The sequence below is a fragment of the Arthrobacter sp. Soil_N43 genome, assembly GCF_057655195.1.
Window position 1 is genome coordinate 28,702 of record NZ_JBDGML010000049.1, and the last position, 21,392, is coordinate 50,093.

Below are 21,392 nucleotides of genomic sequence, written 5' to 3' on the forward strand. Positions count from 1 at the left end.
GGGCGAACATCAAGAAGCCAAGGAGGCATGCGGATGCAGCACACAGGCGGTCCAGGCTGGCGGATCACCATGGACACGTCGGGGCCCATGCTCATCGCCCTCTACATACGAGACGTCGCCGGGCTGGACGGTGCGGGCTTCCCCGCGCTGTCCCACGCAGCTCCGAAAATCAGGCACGCGGACCATTCGCACCTGACCGCAGAGGTGGGCGGGATCAGCGCCCTCAAAACCGAATGGGAAGCCTGGTGGGAGCAGCTGCTGAAAGCGCATCCGCAGATGTCCCCGGAGATGTCGCCGCCGGGGTTCCGGTCCTTCGCCAATTCCCCGGCCCTGCGGAGGGTCCTGCAGGCACACTTCGGCGCCGCCCTGACCTGGGCGCGCGAACGCCGCACGGAGTACGCGGAGCTGGAGGCCGAGCGGGTGGCCGGCGGCTCTGCGCACCTCCTGGAGGACATCGTGGAGGACCGGCTGCTGGAAGTGGGCAGGAACTCACGGGACTTCGACCTGACCATCATCGAACTGCCCCTCGACGAGCAGCGGGCGTGGTTCCTGGAACCAGACAAGATCATCATGAGCCATGAACTGCTGCAGCAGCCGGAGGTGTTCCGGAGCTACGTGCAGCCGGTTGTCGAAATGCTGGTCTGAGCAGGACGTTATCCCGCCGGAGCCTCGGCAAACCTTACCGCCACGGTGCCATCGCCGCCGGCCGACTCCTGCCACCCCTTGCGTGCCTGACGGTTCCAGCTCATTCCGTCGACGTCCACCTGCACTACGGCAAACTCCTTGGCGTTCGCCACCGCCCAGTGCGCGAGCGACCATGCCATGTCATCCGTGGCCTCCAGCGTCAGCGTGGAGCCGGCCGCCGAGGAGGGAATGCTTCCGTACTCAGCCTGCAGTTCCTCGAGCAACGCCGCCGGGTCGCCCGGCTGCTCAGGCGAGCGAAGCGTGCAGTCCAGCGCGGCGTGGGTCTGCCCGCTCAGGGCGGAGGCGAACGAGCGGCCCATCGCCTCGTGCTGGGCGTACGCGCGCGGATACGCTGAGCGCTGCACCCGCTGCGCGGCCTGGGTCACGTCCATCCCTTCATAGCCCGGCACTTTCACCAGCGCGTCGTAGAAGGCATTGGCCGCGTAGTGCGGATCCATGACCTGCTCCGTGGTGCCCCAGCCTTGGGACGGGCGCTGCTGGAAAAGCCCCCGGGAGTCCGGTCCAGCGAGGTCGCCGTGGTCAATGTTCCGCAGCTTGGACTCCTGCATGGCGGTGGCCAGTGCGATGCTGGCGGCGCGCGGCGGAAGTCCCCGCCGAACGGAGATGGCCGTGATCAGGGCGGCGTTTGCTGCCTGATCTGTGGCCAGTTCCGCCCGCTGCGATCCGACGTCAGCCGTGCATCCTTCCATGATCAGCCGCTCCGAACGTTGCAGCAGGGCCACCGCGGTGTAGATGCCGCCGCCGACCAGCGCAACGGTGAGCGCCCCAACGATGGCTCCGCGCAGCTTGCGTCGGCGTGTCACGTGGATGCTCCCTGAGGACCGGGGCTGGCCGGCAACAACACCGGCCGGCCCTGGACGGTCAGTTGGCATGCAGGGCGTCGTTCAGCTCCACTGTCTGGCCCTTGCGGGGGAGCACTTCCACCTCGCCGGAGGTGGAATTGCGGCGGAACAGCAGGTTCGGGACGCCCGAGAGCTCCACGGCCTTGAGGATCCGGCTAGTGTCCTCGCCGTCGGCGTCCTGGCCGCCGACAACACGCACGCGGGTGCCGGCCGTGATGTACAGCCCGGCCTCCACGACGGAATCGTCGCCGATGCTGATGCCCACACCCGAGTTGGCGCCCAGCAGGACCCGCTGGCCCAGGGCAATCTTTTCCTTGCCGCCGCCGGAGAGGGTGCCCATGATCGATGCGCCGCCGCCAACGTCGGTGCCGTCGCCGGCCACCACGCCGGCGGAGATACGGCCCTCCACCATGGAGGTGCCCAGCGTTCCGGCATTGAAGTTGACGAAGCCCTCGTGCATGACTGTGGTGCCCTCGGCGAGGTGGGCACCCAGGCGGACGCGGTCGGCGTCGGCAATGCGCACCCCGGCCGGGACAACGTAGTCCACCATGCGCGGGAACTTGTCGACGCCGAAGACCGTCACGGCGCCGCGCTTGCGCAGTTTGGCGCGCGTCAGCTCGAAACCGTCCACAGCGCACGGTCCGAAGTTGGTCCACACGACGTTCGGCAGCTTGCCGAAGATGCCGTCAAGGTTGATGGTGTTGGGGCGGGCGAGGCGGTGTGAGAGCAGGTGCAGGCGAAGGTAGGCATCTGCCGTGTCTGCCGGTGCTTCATCCAGGTTGATCTGGACGAATACCACTTTCTGCTCGGTGCCGCGGTCGGCGTCGGTGCCGGCCGCGGCGATGTCGGTGAGCGTTTCATCGGCGTTCTCGATGGCGCGGAGCGCTTCGGCTGCCACGCCGAGGGCGGGTGCCGGGAACCAGACGTCCAGCACCGTGGCGTCACCATTGCGGGTGGCGATGGTGGCCACCCCGAATCCGTAGGCCGAGCGGGAATCATCGGACAGTGTCTGGGCAGCGGGCACTGCGGAAGAAGCGGTTTCAGTCATGGCCCAAGTCTATCGAGCCGATGCGCAGCCGCCGAAACGCGCCCGGGGATAGAGTTGGATGGTGATTGCCGAAACCGCACCCGTAACTCTCGACCTCCGCCAGGACGTGGCGCTTCTGACAGCTGCGCTGATTGACATCAACAGCGTGTCGGGCAACGAAACGCAGCTCGCCGACGCTGTCGAGCTGGCCCTCCGGCAGCTCCCCGGCCTTGCCCTGGTCCGCGACGGGGACGCCATCATTGCGCGCACATCCCTCGGACGCCCCGAGCGGGTCATCCTCGCGGGCCATCTGGACACGGTGCCGTTGCCGGTCACCGGCGGATCGCTGGGGACGGTGCCGTCCAGCTGGCCTTCCGGGGTGGCAGGCGACGGCGTCCTGTATGGCCGCGGGGCCACGGACATGAAGGGCGGCGTGGCGGTCCAGCTGGCGCTGGCGGCGTCCCTGTTCGACGGCGGCGCGGAGCCGTCCAAGGACGTCACCTTCGTCTTCTACGACCACGAGGAGGTGGAGGCCGTCAAGAGCGGTCTCGGCAGGCTGGTGCGCAACCACGGGCCGCTTCTTGAAGGCGACTTCGCGATCCTCCTGGAGCCGACGGACGGCACCGTGGAAGGAGGCTGCAACGGCACCATGCGGTTCGAAGCCACCACGCTGGGGGAGGCCGCACACTCGGCGCGCGCCTGGATGGGAAGCAACGCCATCCACGCTGCCGCGCCCATCCTCGAACGGCTCGCGTCCTATCACCCGCAGACCATCAATGTGGACGGGCTGGATTACCGTGAAAGCCTGAACGCCGTGAAGATCCAGGGAGGCACGGCGGGCAACGTGATCCCGGACCGCTGCGTCGTTGAAATCAACTACCGCTTCGCGCCGGACAAGACGCCCGATCAGGCTGAGGCCCATGTTCGGGCACTGCTCGAGGGTTTCGACGTGGTCCGCACCGACGCAGCAGCAGGGGCGCGGCCCGGCCTCAACCACCCGGCCGCGGCCTCCTTCGTGGCGGCCGTGGGGGCCGAGCCCAAACCCAAATACGGCTGGACCGACGTCGCGCGTTTCAGTGAACTGGGCGTCCCGGCGGTGAACTTCGGGCCGGGCGATGCGCTGCTGGCCCACAAGGACAACGAGCACGTCGAAGCCGAAGCCGTTCGTGCCTGCCTGCGGGCGCTGCAGACGTGGCTGGCCTGACGCCCGGATCCCCTTAACGACGAAGGCCCGCAACCATCCGGTTGCGGGCCTTCTGCGTGGGAGCCCGGAGACTACTTGATCGCAGTGGTCACGCCGGCGGTCGGGGCCTTCGCCACGCCACCCGCGGCCTTCTTGGAGCCGTGGCGCTCAATCCAGATGGCGAGACGCGACACAGCCAGGTTGATGGCGATGTAGAGCGCCGCAGCCACGAAGAACACGGGGAACAGGAACTGCGGCCCCAGGAAGTCAGCCATCACCTGCACCGCGCGCAGGAGCTCGCCGTACGCGACGATGTAGCCCAGTGAGGTGTCCTTCAGAAGGACCACGAGCTGGGCCACCAGGGACGGAAGCATGCGGCGGATGGCCTGCGGCAGTTCGACGCTGAGCCGTGACTGGAAGCTGGTCAAGCCGATCGCCAGGCCCGCCTCGCGCTGTCCCCGGGGGAGGGACTGGATGCCGGCTCGGATGATCTCGGCGAAGATCGCCGCGTTGTACAGGACCAGCCCGGCCACGACCGCGATGAACGGACTGGTGGCGAACACCAGCAGGACGAAGAGCATCATCAGAACCACGGGCATGCCCCGGAAAAATTCCAGCACGATTCGGGTGGGAACCCGGATCCATGCAACGTCCGAGATGCGCATGAGGCAAAGCAGGAGCCCCAGCGGGAAGGCGATCACTGCTGCGATGGCGGCGGCACTCAGCGTGGCGCCCATGCCGTTGAAGATCAGTGACCAGACATCCGCCTGCCCGAAGATGGCCCACCTCCGGGCCTCGAAGATTCCCTGCTGGGCGAGCGTGACAAGGGCAAGCGCGAGGAGGCCGCCGATGAGGACGACACCGATGACCGAGCCGATCAGCGAGATTCTGCGGGCTTTGGGCCCCGGGACGTCGTAGAGAACGGAAGTCATCGCGCGATCGCCACCTTTCGTTCGACCTGGTGAGCGATGTAGCCCAGCGGCACAGTGATCAGGAGATAGAAGAATGCAACGCCCGCGAGGACCCACATGACGGCGTCGCCGTGGTCATTGGCCAGCTGCTTGCCGTAGCCGAACAGTTCCAGCACAAAGAATGCGCCGGCCACGGACGAGTTCTTGACCAGTGCGATGAGGATGTTGATCATCGGCGGGATCACGGTGCGCAAGGCCTGGGGCAGGATGATCAGGGACAGCACCTGGCCGAACTTCATCCCGATGCTGCGCGCGGCCTCAGCCTGGCCCACCGGAACGCTGTTGACGCCCGACCGCACGGCTTCGGCGATGAATGCCGAGGTGTAGGCGCTCAACGCGATGATGGCCGCGATTTCGAACTGCTGGAAGGTCACCCCCAGCCGGGGGAGGACCACGGCGGCGAAAAAGAAGGCGATGGTCAGCGGAGTATTACGCACCACCTCCACGTAAGCCATGCTGAATCCGCGGAGGGCCGCGACGGGTGATACGCGGGCTGCTGCCAGCAGAGTGCCCGCAACGAGGGCAATGATGCCGGAAACGACGGCCAGGAACAGGGTTCTGAGAAAGCCGTCCCAATACTGCGGCAGGCTTTCAATGATGACGTCCATAGGATCCTTCAGCTGCGTTTGGGGAAAATGTGCGGAAAACGGGAGCGGCGGTCACCGGCGCCGGGGATGCCCGGCCGTCGGTGACCGCCACGCCTGTTCTAGTAGCGGTCGATGGCGGGAAGTTCAGGTGCCGTCTTGATGACCGCACCGGCTGTGTCTTCCCAGGCCTTCTTGTAGGACCCGTCCTTGGCGAATGCCTCCAGCTGGTCGTTGATCCAGTTGCGGAAGACAGTGTCGTCCTTCTTCAGGCCGATGCCGTAGGGCTCTTTCGTGAAGGTCTCGTCCGAGGCCAGCTTGAAGGCGTCCGGCTCCTTGTTGACGAAGCCGGCCAGGATCACGTTGTCCGTGGTGATTGCTTCCACCTGCTTGTTGCGCAGCGGCTCGAGGCAGGCCGAGTACGTGGCAGCCGGAACCAGGACGGCGCCGTACTTCTCTACGATCGTGCCTGCCGGCGTGGAACCGGTCACGGAGCAGACGTTCTTGCCCTTGACGTCCTCGGGCTTGGTGATGGACGTATTGTCCTTGTTCACCATGAGCGCCTGTCCGGCTTCGTAGTACGGACCGGCGAAGTCAACTTCGGTCTTGCGCTTGTCGTTGATCGTGTAGGTGGCGACGATCAGGTCCACCCTGCCCTGCTTGATGAACTGCTCGCGGTTGGCGGAGACGGTTTCGACCCATTCGATCTTGTCAGCGGGGATTCCCAGCTTGGCTGCGATGAGCTTGCCGATCTCCACGTCGAAGCCGACCGGCTTGCCGTCCAGGCCTTTCTGGCCGAAAAGCGGCTGGTCAAACTTGGTGCCGATGGTCACCTTGCCGGCCGAGGAGAGCTTCTCCATGGTGGAGCCTGCGGCGAAACTCGGCTTCTCCACGGGCGAAGGGTTGGTGCCAGTGCCGGTGCCGCCGCCGCCGCAAGCGCTCAGAGTCAGCGCCAGGGCTGCGGATGCTGCTACGAGAAGGGATTTCCTTCGGGTCAAAAATGCCTTCATGACATTCCTTTCATTGGGCGGCCGAAGACGGCCAGGTGCGAACCCTGGGGTTCAGTGAGTGAGGAGCTTGGACAGGAAATCCTTGGCCCGGCTGCTCTGGGGATTGGTGAAGAATTCTTCGGGCGTGGCATCCTCCACGATCTGGCCGTCCGCCATGAACACGACGCGGTCCGCGGCCTTGCGGGCGAATCCCATCTCGTGGGTCACCACGATCATGGTCATGCCTTCCTTCGCCAGCTGGATCATGACGTCCAGGACCTCGTTGATCATTTCGGGGTCCAGCGCCGACGTGGGCTCGTCAAAGAGCATGACCTTCGGCTTCATGGCGAGTGCGCGGGCGATGGCCACACGCTGCTGCTGTCCGCCGGAGAGCTGGGCCGGGAGCTTCGGAGCCTGGTGGCCCACCCCGACGCGCTCGAGCAGGGCCATGGCTTCCTTGTCCGCTTCCGCCTTGGACAGGCCCTTGACCTTGATGGGCCCGAGGGTGACGTTTTCAAGGATGGTTTTGTGGGCGAACAGGTTGAAGGACTGAAAGACCATTCCGACGTCGGCGCGGAGGCGCGCGAGCTCCTTGCCTTCCTCCGGCAGCAGTTTGCCGTCGATCGCGATGTCGCCGTCGTCGATCGTTTCAAGGCGGTTGATGGCTCGGCACAGCGTGGACTTGCCCGAGCCCGAAGGCCCGATGACCACAACGACCTCGCCCTTGCGGACCTGGAGATTGATGTCCTTCAGAACGTGCAGCTGGCCGTAATGCTTGTTCACGGCATTCAGGGAGACGAGCGCATTGGCGGGCACTTGAGTAGTCATGAGAAGAATCTATCGAACATCACTCACTTATGACCGCAATCACTCCAACTTCCTGCTGATCGTAATTCAAGAGATACCTGCAGGTCAGCAGGTTAGCCTTGGACGATGAGCATCAACGCAGATCCGTCTAAATCCGCCCAGCCCCGCCGCAAAGGGCCCCTCGAGCTGCGCCGCAAGCAGGCTGCCGTGGAGATGTCGGACCAGCGGCTGCTTGATACCAAGGGGCCGGGCCACTTCATCCATACCGACCCGTGGCGCGTCATGCGGATCCAGAGTGAATTCGTCGAAGGCTTCGGCGCGCTGTCCGACCTCGGACAGGCCGTCAGTGTCTTCGGTTCCGCACGCACCAAACCGGGCAGCATGTACTACGAAATGGGCGTTGACGTGGGACGCAAGCTGGCGGAAGCGGGGGTTGCCGTCATTACGGGCGGCGGCCCGGGATCCATGGAGGCCGCCAACAGGGGAGCGGTGGAAGGCAACGGCGTCTCCGTCGGCCTCGGAATCGAGCTTCCATTCGAACAGGGCCTGAACCAGTGGGTGGATCTGGGCATCAACTTCCGGTACTTCTTCGCGCGGAAGACCATGTTCGTCAAGTATGCACAGGGCTTCATCGTCCTTCCTGGTGGCCTCGGCACGCTGGATGAGCTGTTCGAGGCAATGGTCCTGGTCCAGACGCAGAAGGTGACGTCGTTCCCCATCGTCCTTCTGAGCTCCGCCTTCTGGGGACCCATGATCGAGTGGATCAAGGGCACCCTGGTGGCGGAAGGCATGGTGTCCGAGAAGGACCTGGACCTGATTCAGGTGGTGGACACCGCGGAAGAAGCCGTGAACCTGGTCCTGCACGGACACGTCCGCCCGCCCTCGACCAACGGGGACCAGCGGCCTGAGTAGCGCCAGCACCAAGGTCTGGCACCATGGGTGATGTGAGTTTCTTCCTTGTCTTCCTTGCGATCGTCCTGGTCGGCGTCACGGCTGTCATCGGGACGGACCTTGGGGCTCGGATCTTCCGCAGAAAACGCCCCGGCAGCGCGGTGTTCGATGACGGCTTCGATGAGCCGGTAGCCTCGCTGCCACCGGTCCTGCTGCCCGCTGAGGCCAAGCCGGCCGACGTCGATCACGTCCGGTTTGCCCTTGGGCTGCGGGGCTATCGGATGGACCAGGTGGACCAGGTGCTTGATGAGCTCCGGGATCAGCTGGCCTCCAAGGACGCTGAAATCGCCGGCCTGCGCGCCCATCTTCGGGGCCAGGCCCCCGCCGCTGCGGCCGCGGAAAAGGCCCTGCCGGCCGACGCTGCGGCAACGCAGCAGCCTGCCGGCCCGGAACGCAGCCCCGTGGCGGAGGAGCAGCCTTGACCGGTGCTGCCTCCGGGTCCGGCCCCCGTCCCGCCGCGGACAGCAGTGAACGAACGCCGGCCGGCAGCCTCGAGGCCCGCCCGTCGTCTGTGGTGACTCGTGCGCTGAGCACGGCGGTCGCCCGTCTCTGGGCGGCGGCCGCCGGATGGCCGTGGTGGGTCCAGGTCGTGGTGATCTACGCGGCCGCCAGGCTGGTCAGTGCCTGCATCTTCATGTCGGCCGCGCTGCACCAGGGCGTCAACCCATGGTTCCCGGCCAAGCCGGACTACTGGCACTTCATCAACATCTGGGACGCCCGCTGGTACGGCGAGGTCATCGCCAATGGCTATCCCTCAACGCTCCCGGTCGATGAAGCCGGGAACGTGCAGGAAAACGCCTGGGCGTTCTATCCGCTCTTCCCGCTGCTGGGACGGACGGTCTCGGCCGCCACGGGCATCACCCCGGCCGTCTCCCTGACGCTCATCGCAATGCTCGCGGGCCTTGGTGCGTCGCTGGTGATCTACGCATTGTTCCGCCACCGGGCAGCGCATGTGCCGGCGCTGTGGGCCGTTGCTCTCTTTGCCACCTTTCCCGTCTCCCCGGTGCTGCAGGTTCCGTACGCCGAATCGCTGAACATCCTCCTGCTGGCGTCGGCGCTCCTGCTGGTGCTCCGCCGGCATTATTTGGCTGCCATCCCCGTGGCCGTGCTGATGTGTCTGTCCAGGCCGACAGGCGTTCCGTTCGCAGCCATGGCAGGGATCCTGTTCCTTTACCGTCTCTGGGAGGCATGGCGTGGCGGCAGGCAGCAGGCCGCCCCCGGCCTGGTGGCGGGAACGCCGGCCCACAGTCGGCGTGAACTGTGGTCGCTGGCCGGGCTGACCGCCGCCGTCGGGGCGGCAGCGCTCCTGTGGCCGGCCATCGCCTGGGCAGCAACCGGCGACATGGAGGCGTACACCAAGACCGAAACCGTGTGGCGCGGGCACGACCTCGTGCCGTTCAAACCATGGTTCGACACCGGTGTGCTTCTGTTCGGCCCGGTGCTGGGCCTTGCGGCACCGTTCGTTTTCGTTGCCGTGTTCGCCCTGTTCATGCTGTCGCGGCCGGTGCTGCAGCTGGGTGTGGAACTGCGGCTGTGGTGTGCCTGCTACATGGGGTACCTGCTGGTGTTCCTGCACCCGCAGACCAGCACCTTCCGCATGCTGCTGCCGCTGTTTCCGCTGGCCCTCGGTGCGGCCCTGGTCTCGCGGTCAAGGGCCTACCGCGGAGCTGTCCTGACCATGTTCGTCCTGCTGCAGATCGTCTGGGTGGTCTGGCTGTGGGCCTGGGCCGAGCTGCCCGGCGGCGGGGACTACCCGCCCTGACAGCGTGGCCATGCCTGTGCCGCCGCCCCTCGAATCCGCGCCGCATCGAATATCCATCGATTAGCTACAGACGGGTAATTACAGGATAATAGGAGCTAAGCAAGGACAAGAAGCATTCGAAGAGTTCAGTCTTGGCGGCTGCCGAACCGGCCGCCATAGCGGCTTGTTTGACCATGCGGACTCAGCCCGTCCGGGCTGCTCAGTCCTGGGACTACTGGAGGGGATTTTCCTCATGGCGGCTATGAAACCACGCACCGGCGACGGCCCTATGGAAGTAACCAAGGAGGGCCGCAGCCTGATCATGCGTGTGCCGCTCGAAGGTGGAGGGCGGCTGGTGGTCGAACTCAATGCCGCGGAAGCGGCCAACCTCAAGGAATGCCTCGTAGGCGTTACCGAATAGATTGCCAGGCAGGGCCTGCAGCCGGAAGGCTGTGCGCCCTGCCTTACTTCTTAACCGGCACCCTACTTCTTAACCGCTACCAGCAGGCCGTCGCCGGTGGGCAGCATGGCGGAAGCGAGCCGGTCGTCGTCGCGGACGGCCTTGCCCACCTGCCGCAGCACCACGGTGGTGGCGTCGCGGGCGGCCGGGTTGGAGACGCGGTCCTTGTCGAGGGCGTCGTTGACGATCAGGAGTCCGCCGGACTTGAGCAGGCGCACGGCCTGGTCCACATAGCGCGGGAAGTTGGGCTTGTCCCCGTCGACAAACACAAGATCGTACGCGGCGTCTGTCAGCCTGGGCAGGACGTCCCCCGCCCGGCCGGAAATGGTGCGGGTCCGGTTCGCGGGGCTCCCGGCTTCCTGGAAGGCCTCGCGTGCGGCCTTGAGATGCTCGACATCCACGTCGATGGTGGTCAGCACCGCCTGCGGACCCAGTCCGCGAAGCAGGCAGACGCCGGAGACCCCCGCGCCCGTGCCAATTTCGACGGCGGTTTGGGCCTTTGATGCGGCCGCCAGCACGGTCAGCACGGCCCCGACGCCGCGGCCGATGGGCGTGACACCCAGTTCGAAGGAACGTTCCCGGGCGCGCAGCAGGACCTCATCCTCGGCAGGCAGATCTTCTGCATAGGACCAGCTCGTGGACTTATCGGCGCTCATGGTTTTCGCTTTCTGGGCGGCGGGTGGATGTTTCTTACAGCGTACTGTGTCCGGCAGCGTGTCGCGGGAAGGTGACGGGCGGACAGGCTGTGATGGCGGATACCACAGGGCTCCCGGCATGGCAGGTTGCGCCTACGGCTAAAGGGGGGCCCACGATCAGGAAATTCCCAGCCAAATTTGAAATGATAATTATCCGCTCATCCAAGTGGTGATCGGCGCCGAACCAATGATGTAAACCGCATCAGGCGTTAGTACATCCACGAGGGGAGTGGACGATGTCAGGATCAGTTGTGGCACCTGTCCCTGCAGTTGAAGAGCCAGGGGCTGACTGGGTCATGCCCACCTGGGAAGAAGTGGTAACCAACCACTCAGCCAAGGTCTACCGGCTGGCATATCGTCTCACCGGCAACAAGTACGACGCCGAAGACCTCACCCAGGAGGTGTTCGTCCGGGTGTTCCGTTCCCTGGAGAATTTCAAGCCGGGAACGCTCGACGGCTGGCTGCACCGCATCACCACGAACCTGTTCCTCGATCAGGCCCGGCGCAAGAGCCGGATCCGCTTCGACGCGCTGGCGGAGGACGCCGAGTCCCGCCTGCCCGGGCGCGAGCCGGGCCCCGAGCAGAGCTTCGAGCTCAACAACCTGGACCTTGATGTGCAGGCTGCGCTGGAGGAGCTCCCGCCGGACTTCCGGGCAGCTGTGGTGCTCTGTGACTTGGAGGGACTGTCCTACGACGAGGTCGCGGAAGCGCTGGGAGTGAAGCTCGGGACGGTCCGTTCCCGCATCCACCGTGGCCGCACCATGCTGCGTGAGAAGCTTGCCCACCGCGATCCGCGGCCCCAGCAGGCCCGCAAGCCTCGGCTCAAGATGCCCCGCATCGCCAGCGTTCTCTGATCGGCGCCATGCGTCCACTGAATCGCTTGCTGCAGGTCGTCAGGAAATCGGCCACGTGGCTGCCGATGGCAGGACCGCGGCACCCGGGCAGCCCCGAGCACGTCCGCCGGTGCGCCGACTGCGCCGCCGCGGTCCGCCGGCAGCGCGAGTACCTAGAACGACTTCGGAAAGCGGCTGTCCCGGCAGCCAGCGATGAGCTGACAGCGCGGCTGCTGCTCCGCACGCGGGAACTCGCGATGGCACCGGCCGCGCCGGCACCGCAGCCACGCCCGATCAGGCTGGCGGGCCTGGCCGCCGGCGGCGTCGCCATGGCGGCTGCCGGTGCCGTTATAGCGGGCGCTTACATGTCCGCAGGGGAACCGCGGCAGTACGCGGCCGCTGCTTTCTCAGGACAGGCCGGGCCTTCCATGGACGGCACCGGCAGCGGCGGGACAGCGGCCGGGGGAAGCCCCGGGGCAGTGTCAGCAGACCCGGCGGCGGGTTCGCGCGTGGCGGCCCTGCGTTCGCACGGCTGGGCCTGCCCCGATCTGCAGGCCATGGGCTTCCACATCGTGTCGGCCACGTCAAAGGTCTACGCCGGACGCCCGGCCGTTGAGCTGCGCCTCTCGGATGGAAAGCACACGGCAACCGTCCTGGAGCAGCATTCCGCACCGGCGGCCGGCAGCCCGGCGGGGCCCGCCTCGACGGGTGAGCCCGTGAACCCCCTGACGGGACACGCCGCCGGCAGCGACGGCTTCGTGGCAGTAAACGCCGCCGGCACCGCAGGGACGGGCAGGCTCTGGATCAAGGCTGCCGCCCCGTGGAGCGCCATTTACCAGATCGGCAGGAGCACCTTCACCTATGTGTCGGACCTGCCCGCGAACGCTGCCGACGATGCCGTCGCGGCCCTGGCAGCGGCCGGAGGCGCCGCGGACCTAAGTGCCGCGGACCTAAGTGCCGTGGGCCAGGGCGCCACGGATCAGGGCGCCGGGAGCCGGAGTGGCGCACACCAGGTGGGCCTGGACTACGGCGCCGGTTCGGCATCCCGTCCGGACATGCCCCGCTCAGGAGACGAGTCAGTGGCGGAAAGACTGGAACGCGGGCTGCGCAAACTGGCCCTGCATCTGGACAAGATGACCGGGCACCTGGCCAGGTGACGCGGCGCCGCTCCGCCAGAACGGCGGCCAAATCGTCAGTGCCACCCTGGAGAGGGTAATCTTCCTAAAGTGTTTGGAATCAACGGCCCGGAGTTTCTCCTACTGCTGCTCATCGGCATTATGGTGATCGGCCCCCAGCGGCTGCCCGAATACACCCAGAAACTGACAAACCTTGTCCGGGAGGTGCGGCGGATGGCGTCCGGCGCGCGGGAGCAGATCAAGGAAGAAGTCGGCATCGACATCGATGAGGTCGACTGGCGGAAGTACGATCCCCGCCAGTACGATCCCCGCCGCATCATCAAGGAAGCACTGCTCGAAGACACCACGAAAGCCGTCAGCCCCGGCGGGCCAGCTAGTGCTGCTGCGGCCGGAGCAGCCGTATCAGGGGCTGTGGACCAGTCAGCTGTGACGCGGCCGGGCCGAACCTTTGAACGGCTGCCCGACGGCGAGGCCGCACCGTTCGATACGGAAGCCACCTAGGCTACGCGGGCGCCAAGGTTACCGGGGCTGCAGGCCCAGTGACATTCCCGTCAGGCCGCGAGGCCTGGACGCCAGTTTGTCCGCAATGCCGGCCAGCGCTGCTGCAGCGGGTGTCTCGGGGCGGCCCAGGACGATCGGCTGGCCCGAGTCCCCGCCTTCCCGCAACAGGATGTCGAGCGGGATCTGTCCCAGCAGCGGCACAGCCGTGCCAGTCGTGGCGCTGAGCCGTTCCGTGAGCAGTTGCCCGCCGCCGCTTCCGAACAGTTCCATCCGCCCGCCGTCGGGCATTTCGAGGTGGGACATATTCTCGATGACTCCGGCCACCGTCTGCCCGGTCTGGGTGGCAATCGCTCCGGCGCGTTCGGCGACGTCGGCAGCGGCGGCCTGCGGAGTGGTGACCACGAGGATCTCGGCCTTGGGGAGCAGCTGGGCTACGGAGATGGCTATGTCCCCGGTGCCCGGGGGCAGGTCGAGGAACAGTGCGTCAAGGTCGCCAAAGTAGACGTCCGTGAGGAACTGCTCCAGCGCGCGGTGCAGCATGGGACCGCGCCATGCCACCGGCTGGTTGCCGGTGACGAACATGCCAATGGAGATGACCTTCACGCCGTACGCCACCGGCGGGAGGATCATGTCGTCCACCCGGGTGGGTGCCTGGGTAATGCCCATCAGCGCAGGCACGGAGAAACCGTAGACGTCCGCGTCCACGATCCCCACGCGCAGGCCCTGGGCGGCCAGAGAGCAGGCCAGGTTCACCGTCACCGATGATTTGCCCACGCCGCCCTTGCCGCTGGCCACGGCGAACACCTTGGTCAGCGATCCAGGCTGGTTGAACGGGATTCCCCGCTGGCCCCCCGGGCCGCGGAGCTGCTCCTTCAGCGCATCGCGCTGGGCCTGCGTCATCACCTTGAGCTCGACGTCCACGGCGGTGACGCCGGGAACGGCCAGCAGCGCCGCCTCCGAATCTTTGGTGATCGTATCCCTGAGGGGGCAACCGGCGATGGTGAGCAGCACGGACAGGTGCACCGCGCCGTCGTCGGAAATTTCCACCGAATCCACCATGCCGAGCTCCGTGATGGGACGGCGCAGCTCCGGATCGATAACGGTGGCCAGGGCAGCGTTAACTGCCGGGGCGAGGGACGTGCTCATGCTGTGGATGCTCAGCTTTCCGGGGTGGTGGGGTGCGTCTCGGCTGACCGGGCCTGGCGGGGCTTGTCCTGCTTGATCTTGGGGATCTGCTGGGTCCGGGGACTGCGCTGCCGCTTTTCTTTGAGCTTCTCCCGGACCAGCTCCCGCGGCGACTCGTGGCTGCCCTGCCCGGACGCGTCGTGGCTGCGGAGTTCCTCCTGCGCCTCCACCAGGTCCTCCAGGAGGCTGCGCAGCTCGGCCCGGACGTAGTCGCGGGTGGCCACTTCCCGCAGCGCGATCCGCAGCGACGCCAGCTCCCGGGTCAGGTATTCGGTGTCGGACAGATTGCGTTCGGCGCGCTGGCGGTCCTGCTGGAGGGAGACACGGTCGCGGTCATCCTGGCGGTTCTGCGCCAGCAGCAGCAGCGGGGCCGCGTAGGAGGCCTGCAGCGAGAGCATCAGGGTCAGGAGCGTGAAGCCGAGCTCCACCCGGTCGAACTGCCAGTCGGTGGGCGCGAACGTGTTCCAGGCCAGCCAGAACAAACAGAAAACGGTCATGTACAGCAGGAACTGCGGCGTGCCCATGAAGCGGGCAAACCCCTCTGTGGCATGGCCGAAGGCATCGGGATCCGGCTTGAACTTGGGCAGGATGCGCTGCCGGCCGCTCAGCGGTGTGTCCAGGCTGCCTTTGCCGGCCGCCTTGTCCCGTCCCCGTGGGCCGGAGCCCTTTGCCGTCGTATCAGCCAATGCGGCCTCCAAGCCTTCTGATCGGAGCCTCGCCGTCGTTGGCCCGCCAGTCATCCGGCAGCAGGTGGTCCAGGACGTCGTCGACGGTCACTGCCCCCACCAGTCGCCCGGCCTGGTTGACCACCGGAAGGGAGTTCAGGTTGTAGGTGGCCAGGGTGCGGGCGACTTCGCTGATATGCGCCTGGTCCGAGAGCGGCTCCAGGTTCTTATCAACCAGGTTGCCCAGAGGTTCGAACGGCGGGAACCGCAGCAGCTGCTGGATGTGCACGACCCCCAGGAACCGGCCGGTGGGGGTTTCCAGCGGTGGCCGGGCGATGAAGATGGAGGAGGCGAGGGCAGGGGACAGCTCTTCGCGGCGGACATGGGCAAGGGCCTCGGCCACGGTGGCCTCGGGCGGCAGGATGACGGGAACGGGTGTCATCAGGCCGCCGGCGGTGTCCTCGTCGTATTCGAGGAGGCGGCGCACGTCCTCTGCGCCTTCCGGCTCCATCAGCTGCAGCAGCTCTTCGGCCTGCGCGGACGGGAGTTCACCCAGGAGGTCCGCGGCGTCGTCGGGGTCCATCTCCTCCAGGACATCGGCCGCGCGCTGCACGTCCAGTGCGGAGAGGATCTCCACCTGGTCGTCTTCCGGCAGCTCCTGCAGGACGTCGGCAAGCCGTTCGTCCTGGAGTTCGCTGGCGACCTCGAACCGCCGCTTGTCGCTCATCTCCTGCAGTGCCTCGGCGAAGTCGGCAGGCTTGAGGTCCTCGTGGTTGGCGACGAACTGGGTGGCGGCCTGGGGCTCGGTTTTGGCGCCCTGGTGCGCGTCAGCCCAGTCGATGATCATGGTTTCGTTGCGCCGGAGTCTGCTCAGCGGGGCCAGCGAATGGCCGCGCCGCACGAACAGCTTGCTGACGAACCAGTCGCCCGAGCGGTGCTGGTCCATGGCGATGTCCTCAATGGTGGCGTCGCCGCTGCCGTCACGCAGGGTCACGCGCCGGTCGAACATCTCCGCGACCACGAGGGTCTCTGCGCCGCGCTGTTCGAAGCGCCGCAGGTTGACCAGCCCGGTGCAGATGACCTGCGTCTGGTCGATGGACGTAATCCGGGTCATGGGAACGAAAACCCGCTTCTTGCCGGGCACTTCGACGACGATGCCCACCACGTGCGGTGCCCCGCGGGTTCCCCGGGAGAGCACGACGACGTCGCGAAGCCGCCCCAGACGGTCGCCCAAGGGGTCGAAGACGTCCAGTCCCAGAAGGCGCGCCACGAAGACGCGGGTAGGATTTGTGCTCACCCCTACAGGCTACCGAGTCTGCTCTCTTTTAGCTGAATTTCAGCTCGCACACATCCTTATGGGCAAGAATGGGTGTATGTCAAACATTTTTGGTGGCCCCAAGGGCGTCCCGAACGGCTCCGACGAAGCGCGGACAGTCCCCACCGGGGATACCGTCGGGACGTATACCTCCTACCTGGACGCCCAGAAGGCTGTCGATTATCTCGCTGATCAGCAGTTCCCGGTGCACATGGTGTCCATCGTGGGCAATGACCTGAAGATGGTGGAGCGGGTGACGGGACGGCTCAGCTATCCCCGGGTGGCTCTCTCCGGTGCCCTGAGCGGCATGTGGTTTGGCCTCTTCGTCGGTGTCATGCTGTCGTTCTTCACCCCGGCCGGCGGGACGTTCTCGATCATCAGCTCGGTCCTCATGGGCGCGGCGTTCTTCATGCTGTTCGGGATCGTCACGTACGCCATGCAGCGGGGAAAGCGGGACTTTACGTCCACCAGCCAGGTGGTGGCGACCAACTATGACGTTGTGGTCTCTTTCGAGGCTTCCCACGAGGCGCGCCGGCTGCTGCAGCAACTGCCTATGACGCCGTCGGACGCCACCGCCGGCGCAGGGCGGTCGAACTACACCGGGCCGTCGAACTACACGCAGGGTGACTATCACAACCAGCCGTACCAGCAGCCGGGCCAGTACCAGCAGCCGGGCCAGTACCAGCAGCCCGACCCGCACCAGGGCCCGTACCAGGGTCAGGCACCGCAGCGCCCCGCCGGCTGGAACGACCCCTACGGCCAGCGGGCCCAGGATGCCCAGGGACATGACCCCCAGACGCCCGGTTCCCAGGCGCAGGGCGCACCGGTTCCGGGTGCAGCACCCCAGTATGGGGCCGTCGAGGGCCAGCCCGGCCAGCCCGGCCGCGCCCCGGAAAGCGCCCCGACCCCGGATGCCGGGCAGCGAGCCGGCCAGCGTCCTGCGGCTGTCCGCTACCCCGACCTGCCCGACGGCCGCCCGCAGTACGGCGTGCGGGTGAACGACGCCAACCAGCCGCCGGAAACCAAGGACGAACCGCAGCGTTAGCGTGGCGAAAAACGGGAGGGCCGCCGGAGAATTCCGGTGGCCCTCCCGTTTACGCTTTTTGTGCGTGTTTGTGCGGGCTAACCCTTGCCGTTGGCCTCGTGCCAGATGCCCGCCATCCAGGCTTCGATGTCGTCGGCGGTGCGGGGGAGCGCGGCGCTGAGGTTGACGGGGCCTTCGGCGGTCATCAGGATGTCGTCCTCGATCCGGACGCCGATTCCGCGGTACTCCTCCGGGATGCCGAGGTCCTCGTTCTTGAAGTACAGGCCCGGTTCGATGGTGAAGACCATGCCCTCGGCGAGCACCCCGTCCAGGTACAGCTCCCGCTTGGCCTGCGCGCAGTCGTGAACGTCGAGGCCCAGATGGTGGCTGGTGCCGTGCGGCATCCAGCGACGGTGCTGCTGCCCCTCGTCGCTGATCGCTTCCGCGACCGGAACGGGAAGCAGCCCCCATTCGGCAAGCCGCTCCGCGAGGACGGTGGTGGCGGCGGTGTGGATGTCCCGGAAGCGGGTGCCGATCTGCGCGGCAGCAAACCCGGCGTCAGCGGCGTCGAGGACGGCCTCGTAGATCTTGCGCTGGATGTCCGAGAACGTGCCGGTGGCGGGCAGCGTGCGGGTGATGTCCGCGGTGTACAGGGAATCGGCCTCGACGCCGGCGTCCAGCAACAGGAGATCGCCGGCTTTGATCTTGCCGGTGTTCCTGGTCCAGTGCAGCACCGTGGCGTTGTTCCCGGCAGCGGCGATCGTGTCATAGCCGAGCTCATTGCCCTCCTCCCGGGCGCGGGCGAAGAAAGCACCCTCCACGACACGCTCTCCGCGGAAGTGGGTCAGTGCGCGGGGAAGGGCCTTAACCACTTCGGCGAAGCCCTCCACTGTGGCGGCCACGGCGGTCTGCAGCTGCTCGACCTCCCAGCCGTCCTTGATCAGGCGGAGCTCGGAGAGGGCCTCGGACAGCTTCTCGTCGAGGGCATCCAGCACACCGAGGTCCAGGTTGTCCGGGTCCTTGGCGGTGTTGTAACGCGCCGTGTCCACGAGGGCGTCAATGTTCTCGTCCACCTTGCGCACCAGACGGATCGAAATGCCGCCGATCTCCGGTGCACCCACGTTCTTGGTGACGGCCGTTTCCAGTTCATCGATGTGCGCCGTCGGAAGGCCGAGCCGGGCTTCGAACTCGGCCAGCGTGGGACGGGCGCCGATCCAGAACTCGCCCGACCGTGAGTCGGCGTAAAACTGCTCGGAGTCCCGTCCGGCCAGCGGGCGGAAGTAGAGAGTGGCGCGGTGGTTGCCGCCGTCGTCCCCGGTGCCTTCCTCGACCGGCTCGAAAATGAGCACGGCGTCAGGTTCGTGGTCCACACCCAGGCCCGTCAGGTGCGCGAAGCCCGAGTGGGGCCGGAAGCGGTAGTCGCAGTCGTTGGAGCGGACCTTGAGCGGACCGGCCGGGACCACCAGGCGTTCACCTTTGAACTGGCCAGAGATGATGCGCCGACGGCGGGCGGCGTGGTCGGCAACGGCGTCCCGCTCAGGGGTCACCTGCGGGGACGGAGCCCAGTTGCTGGCCATGAAGGCCTTGAAGGCCTCGGAACTGGGCCGCTGCGAGCGGTTGTTGACCCGCTCCTCGAGAGGCTGGGAGGCTGTCTTTTCACCGTTGTAGGTGTTGTCTGCGTCGTTCACCGTCCCATCGTCTCACCAGCCCTGCGGCTGAGGCCAACACCGGCACCGTCCCCGCCGCGGATGCCCGCCCATCTACTAGGCTGGGCTGGTGAAGATAGATCTGCACGCCCACTCAAATGTTTCTGACGGCACGGAGGCGCCGGCCGCGGTCATGGCTGCCGCTGCGGCGGCGGGCCTGGACGTCATCGCACTGACGGACCACGACTCCACCGACGGCTGGGCCGAGGCCGCCCGCGCGGCGGTCGAATACGGCGTGGCCCTGGTGCCCGGCATGGAGATCTCCTGCCGGACCGAGCAGGGAATCAGCGTGCACCTCCTCAGCTATTTGCATGACCCCGCCCACGCAGGCCTGCTGGAGGAGATCACCAAGGCCAAGGATGCCCGGCTGACACGGGCCGAGCGCATGGTGACGTTGCTCGCCGAGGACTATCCGCTGAGCTGGGATGATGTGATTCACCACGTGGCGCCCGGGGCTACCCTGGGACGGCCGCACATCGCCGACGCGCTCGTGGCCGCCGGCGTGGTATCAGACAGGTCCGAAGCCTTCACCTCGATCCTGACCTCGCATTCGCGGTACTTCGTGCAGCACTACGCGCCCGAGCCGGCGCTCGCCGTCGAGCTTGTCCGTGCGGCCGGAGGCGTCCCGGTCTTTGCCCATCCGGTGGCGTCCTCACGCGGGCGCGTCGTGGGGGAGCGCACCTACCGGGAAATGATCGATGCCGGACTCGCCGGCCTCGAGGTGGACCACCGCGACAATTCCGAGGAAGGCCGGGAATTCCTGCGCGGGCTCGCGGCCAGGCATGGACTGCTCATTACGGGCTCGTCGGACTACCACGGCACGGGCAAGCCGAACCGGCTGGGGGAATACCTGACGGCGCCGGAGGTCTTCGCCCAAATCGAAGAGCTCGGCACCGGCACGGCAGTCATCCGCTGACCCGCGACTAGTCGCGCGGGTAGGACGCTAACTCGGCGTGCGCGCCGAGCCGCTTGGCCATGACGTCGATGGCCGGCTGGTTCTGGTCGACGCACACAAACCGCCGGCCCATCTTCGCGGCCACGGCGCCGAGCGTGCCCGAGCCGGCGAAGAAATCGAGGCACCAGTCCCCGGGACGGCTGGAGGCAGCCACGACCCGGCGCACCAGGCCTTCGGGCTTCTGCGTGGGATAGCCCGTCTTCTCCTTGCCCGTGGGGGACACGATGGTGTGCCACCAGACGTCCGTGGGCAGCTTGCCCAGCTCGCGCTTGGCGGGCGTCACGAGCCCCGGGGCCATGTACGGCTCCCGGTCCACCTCGGCGCTGTCGAAGTGGTACTTGGCCGGGTTCTTGACGTAGACGAGGATGTTGTCGTGCTTGGTGGGCCAGCGGTATTTGGCGCGTGCGCCGTAGTCGTAGGCCCAGATGATCTCGTTGAGGAAACACTCGCGGCCGAAGATGGCGTCCAGCATGACCTTCGCGTAGTGCACCTCGCGGTAGTCCAGGTGCAGGTACAGGGTGCCGTCGTCGGCCAGCAGGCGCCAGGCCTCTACCAGCCGGGGTTCAAGGAATGACCAGTAGTCGCTGAAGGCATCATCGTAGCGGTGCAGGGCGCCTTTGATGGTGTCGTAGGAGCGGCCCTTGAAACCGACACGGTCGCCGTCGCCGACGGCGTTCAGCACCATTTTGGTTTCCTGGCGCTGCTGGGCCCGGCCGGTGTTGAACGGCGGGTCCACGTAAATGAGCGTGAAGGCGCCGTCCGGCAGCGTGGGAAGGAATTCCGCGTTGTCCGCGTGTACCACCAGGTTGCTGCCGTCCGGCGCCCAGACAGGTTCAGTCATTGAGGCTATGAGGCCTCGGTGCTGCCCGGCTGCGAGCCCGTTGATGCGGACTCGCCGCCTGCCACGACTTCGCCGTTGCGGCGGCGCGTACGGGTGCGGTTCCGCCGGGCGCGCGGGGGCTGGTCCCCGCCCGCTGCAGCGGCTGCGGGTGCCGCCGGAGCGGCGTCAGGTACGGTGCCGGTGTCGCCAGCGGCGTCAGAGGACCGACGACGGCGGTCCCCGGAGCGTCCGCCCGCTTCGCCGCTGCGGCGGCTGTCATCGCGTCCGCCCTGGCGG

General features: G+C 66.8%; 23 protein-coding genes and 1 pseudogene. 11 read left to right on the forward strand and 13 right to left on the reverse strand.

Features of this window, described 5'->3' with window-relative positions:
* Positions 1 to 33: 33 nt before the first annotated feature.
* On the forward strand, positions 34 to 645 hold the full coding sequence (locus AC3A3W_RS03705) for a hypothetical protein (protein ID WP_487440528.1): 612 nt from the start codon (positions 34 to 36) through the stop codon (positions 643 to 645).
* Between the two features lie 8 nt (positions 646 to 653).
* Here the strand turns inward: AC3A3W_RS03705 and AC3A3W_RS03710 are convergent, their stop codons facing one another.
* A complete protein-coding gene (locus tag AC3A3W_RS03710) occupies positions 654 to 1,508 on the reverse strand; it encodes a transglycosylase SLT domain-containing protein (RefSeq protein WP_487440529.1) in 855 nt (284 codons plus the stop codon).
* 58 nt (positions 1,509 to 1,566) lie between these two features.
* Entirely contained in the window at positions 1,567 to 2,595 is a 1,029-nt protein-coding gene (dapD, locus tag AC3A3W_RS03715) for a 2,3,4,5-tetrahydropyridine-2,6-dicarboxylate N-succinyltransferase (protein WP_487440530.1), read from the reverse strand.
* A 58-nt stretch (positions 2,596 to 2,653) separates the two neighbouring features.
* Between dapD and dapE the strand changes: the two genes are divergently transcribed.
* Entirely contained in the window at positions 2,654 to 3,778 is a 1,125-nt protein-coding gene (gene dapE, locus AC3A3W_RS03720; protein WP_487440531.1) for a succinyl-diaminopimelate desuccinylase, read from the forward strand.
* Positions 3,779 to 3,849: 71 nt separating this feature from the next.
* On the opposite strand, the gene AC3A3W_RS03725 is transcribed toward dapE, so the two are convergent.
* The 4 genes from AC3A3W_RS03725 to AC3A3W_RS03740 form a co-directional block, all read right to left on the reverse strand.
* Positions 3,850 to 4,689 carry an amino acid ABC transporter permease gene (locus AC3A3W_RS03725; protein ID WP_487440532.1) on the reverse strand — a complete coding sequence of 280 codons (840 nt, stop codon included), beginning with the start codon at positions 4,687 to 4,689 and terminating at the stop codon, positions 3,850 to 3,852.
* Complete coding sequence (locus AC3A3W_RS03730; RefSeq protein WP_487440533.1) at positions 4,686 to 5,336, reverse strand: amino acid ABC transporter permease; 651 nt, start codon at positions 5,334 to 5,336, stop codon at positions 4,686 to 4,688. The genes AC3A3W_RS03725 and AC3A3W_RS03730 overlap by 4 nt, the downstream gene beginning before the upstream one ends.
* 98 nt (positions 5,337 to 5,434) lie before the next feature.
* Positions 5,435 to 6,322 (reverse strand): glutamate ABC transporter substrate-binding protein, encoded by an 888-nt coding sequence (locus tag AC3A3W_RS03735; protein WP_487440534.1) that lies wholly within the window; start codon positions 6,320 to 6,322, stop codon positions 5,435 to 5,437.
* A 51-nt stretch (positions 6,323 to 6,373) separates the two neighbouring features.
* On the reverse strand, positions 6,374 to 7,129 hold the full coding sequence (locus AC3A3W_RS03740) for an amino acid ABC transporter ATP-binding protein (protein WP_487440535.1): 756 nt from the start codon (positions 7,127 to 7,129) through the stop codon (positions 6,374 to 6,376).
* Positions 7,130 to 7,234: 105 nt separating this feature from the next.
* Here AC3A3W_RS03740 and AC3A3W_RS03745 point away from each other — a divergent pair, with 105 nt between their 5' ends.
* From AC3A3W_RS03745 to AC3A3W_RS03760, 4 genes are all read left to right on the forward strand, one after another.
* Positions 7,235 to 8,020 (forward strand): LOG family protein, encoded by a 786-nt coding sequence (locus AC3A3W_RS03745; RefSeq protein WP_487440536.1) that lies wholly within the window; start codon positions 7,235 to 7,237, stop codon positions 8,018 to 8,020.
* A gap of 23 nt (positions 8,021 to 8,043) precedes the next feature.
* Positions 8,044 to 8,481: a DivIVA domain-containing protein gene (locus AC3A3W_RS03750; RefSeq protein ID WP_487440537.1), complete on the forward strand. Its 438-nt coding sequence runs from the start codon at positions 8,044 to 8,046 to the stop codon at positions 8,479 to 8,481.
* Between the two features lie 89 nt (positions 8,482 to 8,570).
* On the forward strand, positions 8,571 to 9,821 hold the full coding sequence (locus AC3A3W_RS03755; RefSeq protein ID WP_487440547.1) for a hypothetical protein: 1,251 nt from the start codon (positions 8,571 to 8,573) through the stop codon (positions 9,819 to 9,821).
* Positions 9,822 to 10,053: 232 nt separating this feature from the next.
* Positions 10,054 to 10,221 carry a DUF3117 domain-containing protein gene (locus AC3A3W_RS03760; RefSeq protein WP_009357720.1) on the forward strand — a complete coding sequence of 56 codons (168 nt, stop codon included), beginning with the start codon at positions 10,054 to 10,056 and terminating at the stop codon, positions 10,219 to 10,221.
* A gap of 62 nt (positions 10,222 to 10,283) precedes the next feature.
* On the opposite strand, the gene AC3A3W_RS03765 is transcribed toward AC3A3W_RS03760, so the two are convergent.
* Entirely contained in the window at positions 10,284 to 10,916 is a 633-nt protein-coding gene (locus AC3A3W_RS03765; protein WP_205655450.1) for an O-methyltransferase, read from the reverse strand.
* A gap of 275 nt (positions 10,917 to 11,191) precedes the next feature.
* Between AC3A3W_RS03765 and sigE the strand changes: the two genes are divergently transcribed.
* The 3 genes from sigE (at position 11,192) to AC3A3W_RS03780 (ending at position 13,425) form a co-directional block, all read left to right on the forward strand.
* Positions 11,192 to 11,809, forward strand: a complete 618-nt coding sequence (gene sigE / locus AC3A3W_RS03770; protein WP_487440538.1) for an RNA polymerase sigma factor SigE — start codon at positions 11,192 to 11,194, stop codon at positions 11,807 to 11,809.
* Between the two features lie 8 nt (positions 11,810 to 11,817).
* A complete protein-coding gene (locus AC3A3W_RS03775; protein ID WP_487440539.1) occupies positions 11,818 to 12,945 on the forward strand; it encodes an anti-sigma factor in 1,128 nt (375 codons plus the stop codon).
* A gap of 69 nt (positions 12,946 to 13,014) precedes the next feature.
* Positions 13,015 to 13,425, forward strand: a complete 411-nt coding sequence (locus AC3A3W_RS03780; RefSeq protein WP_487440540.1) for a twin-arginine translocase TatA/TatE family subunit — start codon at positions 13,015 to 13,017, stop codon at positions 13,423 to 13,425.
* Between the two features lie 18 nt (positions 13,426 to 13,443).
* Here the strand turns inward: AC3A3W_RS03780 and AC3A3W_RS03785 are convergent, their stop codons facing one another.
* From AC3A3W_RS03785 to AC3A3W_RS03795, 3 genes are read right to left on the reverse strand one after another with little or no spacing between them, the layout of a single operon-like run.
* Positions 13,444 to 14,571: an Mrp/NBP35 family ATP-binding protein gene (locus AC3A3W_RS03785; RefSeq protein ID WP_487440541.1), complete on the reverse strand. Its 1,128-nt coding sequence runs from the start codon at positions 14,569 to 14,571 to the stop codon at positions 13,444 to 13,446.
* A gap of 11 nt (positions 14,572 to 14,582) precedes the next feature.
* A complete protein-coding gene (locus tag AC3A3W_RS03790) occupies positions 14,583 to 15,350 on the reverse strand; it encodes a DUF1003 domain-containing protein (protein WP_487440542.1) in 768 nt (255 codons plus the stop codon).
* Entirely contained in the window at positions 15,289 to 16,572 is a 1,284-nt protein-coding gene (locus tag AC3A3W_RS03795; protein ID WP_205655445.1) for a magnesium transporter MgtE N-terminal domain-containing protein, read from the reverse strand. Before AC3A3W_RS03795 ends, AC3A3W_RS03790 begins: the two co-directional genes overlap by 62 nt.
* Before the next feature lie 76 nt (positions 16,573 to 16,648).
* Between AC3A3W_RS03795 and AC3A3W_RS03800 the strand changes: the two genes are divergently transcribed.
* Entirely contained in the window at positions 16,649 to 17,635 is a 987-nt protein-coding gene (locus tag AC3A3W_RS03800) for a YflT domain-containing protein (protein WP_487440543.1), read from the forward strand.
* 77 nt (positions 17,636 to 17,712) lie between these two features.
* Here AC3A3W_RS03800 and AC3A3W_RS03805 read toward each other — a convergent pair whose 3' ends face one another.
* A complete protein-coding gene (locus AC3A3W_RS03805) occupies positions 17,713 to 19,302 on the reverse strand; it encodes an aminopeptidase P family protein (protein WP_487440544.1) in 1,590 nt (529 codons plus the stop codon).
* Between the two features lie 88 nt (positions 19,303 to 19,390).
* Between AC3A3W_RS03805 and AC3A3W_RS03810 the strand changes: the two genes are divergently transcribed.
* Positions 19,391 to 20,236 (forward strand): PHP domain-containing protein, encoded by an 846-nt coding sequence (locus AC3A3W_RS03810; protein WP_487440545.1) that lies wholly within the window; start codon positions 19,391 to 19,393, stop codon positions 20,234 to 20,236.
* 7 nt (positions 20,237 to 20,243) lie between these two features.
* Here the strand turns inward: AC3A3W_RS03810 and AC3A3W_RS03815 are convergent, their stop codons facing one another.
* Together AC3A3W_RS03815 and AC3A3W_RS03820 are read right to left on the reverse strand one after the other, a co-directional pair.
* Positions 20,244 to 21,116 (reverse strand): DNA-methyltransferase, encoded by an 873-nt coding sequence (locus AC3A3W_RS03815; RefSeq protein ID WP_487440546.1) that lies wholly within the window; start codon positions 21,114 to 21,116, stop codon positions 20,244 to 20,246.
* Between the two features lie 5 nt (positions 21,117 to 21,121).
* A pseudogene (locus AC3A3W_RS03820) lies at positions 21,122 to 21,392 on the reverse strand (DEAD/DEAH box helicase); the annotation flags it as partial.